Genomic DNA, 2,852 nt, shown 5'->3' on the forward strand with positions numbered 1-2,852 from the left:
TAATTACTCAGTATATACGCTATTATTAATATCTCTAATAGTTTTTTATAGTTTGTGCTTTACAAACATTCCAAGAGACACCAATATTGAATTATTCATCCTTAACAATTCTAATTTAAAAATCATAAGTATGTTATGTATGATCTTCATACTACTAAATAATTATAAGATCATAATCTACCAAAATGATAAAAGTAAAAGAATAGAATATTTGTTTATCAATATATGTTTTTGGTTAAAAACTATCATAAACTATTACAAAAAGAGAAAAATAATTTACCACAAAACAATAATAACAATCAAATTATAATAAGTGAAAATATTGATTCACAAGACCTTATAAGAAAACAATATAAATTAACAGATAGAGAAGTAGAAGTACTTAAATTAGTATGGAATGGTTTATCAAATAAAGAAATTGCACAAGAGTTAAACATTACAATCAGCACCACTAAATATCATATTAGTAATATTTTTATTAAGCTAAATGTTAGCTCTCGCACTCAACTATTTAGTTTGAAGAATTAAACAAAAGAGAATCCCTATAGGATTCTCTTTGTGTTGTTTGACAAAAGCATTATCTATCTAAAATATAGTGAGTTTTTTAAATAGATATATAAATAGAGACTTCTTGTTTAAAAGCTTCTAAATATCTATTGATAAAATTATTATTTACTTGCTATAATCCACCTATATAAAAGGGTAGTTAATCTATAAAACTTTAAGATTGCTATGCAATTACATAGATACTATATTTTTTAACTAAACCCTACCCTTAAAACTATTCTTTATTAAATATAAAAGTGAAGTAAATCAATATAAGCAAGCCCTAAATAAAATTATCTTTATGCATTAATCTTCACTAATTATTCTCAATTAATAACTGAAGCTTTTATGCTATTCAATCGAAAAAAAAACCTTAATGATTACTATTAATTCTTCTTCCATACAAATGGCTTCTTGTGATTTATTTAAAAATACATTAATCGGTTTTTACTATGGAGTGTCACTCTTAACTTTAATTCATCAAATTATTGTATTTAAAGTACTACATAACAAAAAGATAATATTTAATATTTTACTACAAATAAGTATGTTTTTGAGTTTTGTAATCAAAGATATTTATACTTATTTCATAAATATAGATTCGAATTTTATTAATTTTCTTTTATCATGGAATATTGTCACTTCACAAACATTATTGTTACTTATCCCATTTCCCTTTTTAAAATTAAGATTAAGGCAATTTTTTTATAAAAAATTCATCTTGATAATAGTTTGTATTGTAGTGCTAGAATTATTAATAAATATTTTTTTTACCAAAGTAGAAACCAACTTGTTTTTACACTCCTTAATTACGTTAATAGGTATGTTTACCTTGTATCTGTTTTTTAATATTTATTATCATTACAATACCAAGTGGTACACAATTTTTATAATTGGATATATCTGTACAACGGCATTTTTACTAACTTTAAAATTAAGCCCTAATATTATTGCCTTATTAATTAATTGGCCAATATTAAGATTAATTAGTATTCCTATTATTCTAAGCTATAGTATTATTACAACATATCAATTAAAAAAAATTTACCTTAGTAAAAATAAATTTAAAGATTTAACCTATCAATATCTCTACATAATTAAAGACTATCAGAAAAGATTAGTTCAAAATAAAAAAAATGAACAAAAAGACTCCTCTACTTTTGTCTCAGATTGTAATTATAAACTTAAAAATGCATACCAATTAACTGAGCGAGAAATTGAAGTAATTCATTTGTTATTCAAGGGATTAAGTAATAAAGAAATCAGTAAAAAATTATTTATATCTATAAATACTGTTAAATATCATATTAGTAAAATATATGAAAAACTTGATGTAAATTCAAGATTACAACTTTTTAATATTGAAAAAGAGTTAAAAAACAAGGAATAATTATTACTTACCTTTTAGGCTTTCTTGAAAAATCTGTTTTTAAATTTTTGTGTTAATCAAAAGGAGTTAAATATAAAATAAGTGACCCTGATATTCTCCAGAAAAAATATACTAATCCATGAACATTTTTAAATTTCTGAACAATAAGTTATTCAATACTATCGCTACAAACTCAATACAAGCAGTGTTGTAGAAGCATTAGATATGATCTGTAATAAAATATACTTTACAAACTGTATTTTAACTCCAATGAAAAGCTTCTTCCATAATCAATATACTGGGTTCTTAAATCACCACTGTAATGCTCAAGATTATCCACAGGTGAATATTTAATGGTATTTACATTAAATAAATTTGAAACTCTTAATGCTAATGAGAGTGATTGATTAAAAAATGAACTTCCGATATTTATATTCACCAAATTATAACTAGGAGTTTTATTGTAAACTTTTTTAATAATACTTTGATTAATATTTGGTCTTTCAAAGGAGTAAAAACCTTGCTGGGTCACTAATAGATAAGAAACATCTAACCAATAATTCTTATAAAAATCCCATGAAAAGCTAGATTGTATTTCACTGTGAAACAAAAAATTTCCAGCTGTTTTACTATCACTGATGTCATTTCCTTTCGTACCCAAAAGACCATAAGCTAAATCTATTTTATAATCAAGGTAACTCAGATTAAAAGCCAACTGATTATATAAAACCATATAGTCTTTTGATATTATTATATAGAAAACCTTATAGGGTATAAAAATCTTTATTTTTCAAAATAATTATCCCCTATAAGGTATAGATATAGATTCGAAACAATTATTTGTAAAAGACAAAAAAAATTAAAACTATCAAAGAAAAATCAAATATTAAATACTCTATATATATTCCAAAGTTATTGCTACACAAATAAAAAGGGG

Annotated in this window: 3 protein-coding genes; 2 read left to right on the forward strand and 1 reads right to left on the reverse strand. The window is 23.1% G+C overall.

Going from position 1 to position 2,852, the window contains the following annotated elements; genetic code table 11:
- Positions 1-225 precede the first annotated feature (225 nt).
- Complete coding sequence (locus RH98_RS14845; RefSeq protein WP_010257351.1) at positions 226-528, forward strand: response regulator transcription factor; 303 nt, start codon at positions 226-228, stop codon at positions 526-528.
- 394 nt (positions 529-922) lie between these two features.
- Positions 923-1,936: a helix-turn-helix domain-containing protein gene (locus RH98_RS14850; protein WP_010257354.1), complete on the forward strand. Its 1,014-nt coding sequence runs from the start codon at positions 923-925 to the stop codon at positions 1,934-1,936.
- 226 nt (positions 1,937-2,162) lie between these two features.
- On the opposite strand, the gene RH98_RS14855 is transcribed toward RH98_RS14850, so the two are convergent.
- Positions 2,163-2,648 carry a TonB-dependent receptor gene (locus RH98_RS14855; protein ID WP_010257357.1) on the reverse strand — a complete coding sequence of 162 codons (486 nt, stop codon included), beginning with the start codon at positions 2,646-2,648 and terminating at the stop codon, positions 2,163-2,165.
- Positions 2,649-2,852: the final 204 nt, after the last annotated feature.

This window comes from Myroides injenensis M09-0166 (assembly GCF_000246945.1).
Taxonomy (GTDB): domain Bacteria; phylum Bacteroidota; class Bacteroidia; order Flavobacteriales; family Flavobacteriaceae; genus Flavobacterium; species Flavobacterium injenense.

Bases quoted from the DNA above. Each gene is read 5' to 3' on its own strand.
- RH98_RS14845 (WP_010257351.1), top strand. From the start codon at position 226: ATGTTTTTGGTTAAAAACTATCATAAACTATTACAAAAAGAGAAAAAT.
- RH98_RS14850 (WP_010257354.1), top strand. From the start codon at position 923: ATGATTACTATTAATTCTTCTTCCATACAAATGGCTTCTTGTGATTTA.
- RH98_RS14855 (WP_010257357.1), bottom strand. From the start codon at position 2,648: ATGGTTTTATATAATCAGTTGGCTTTTAATCTGAGTTACCTTGATTAT.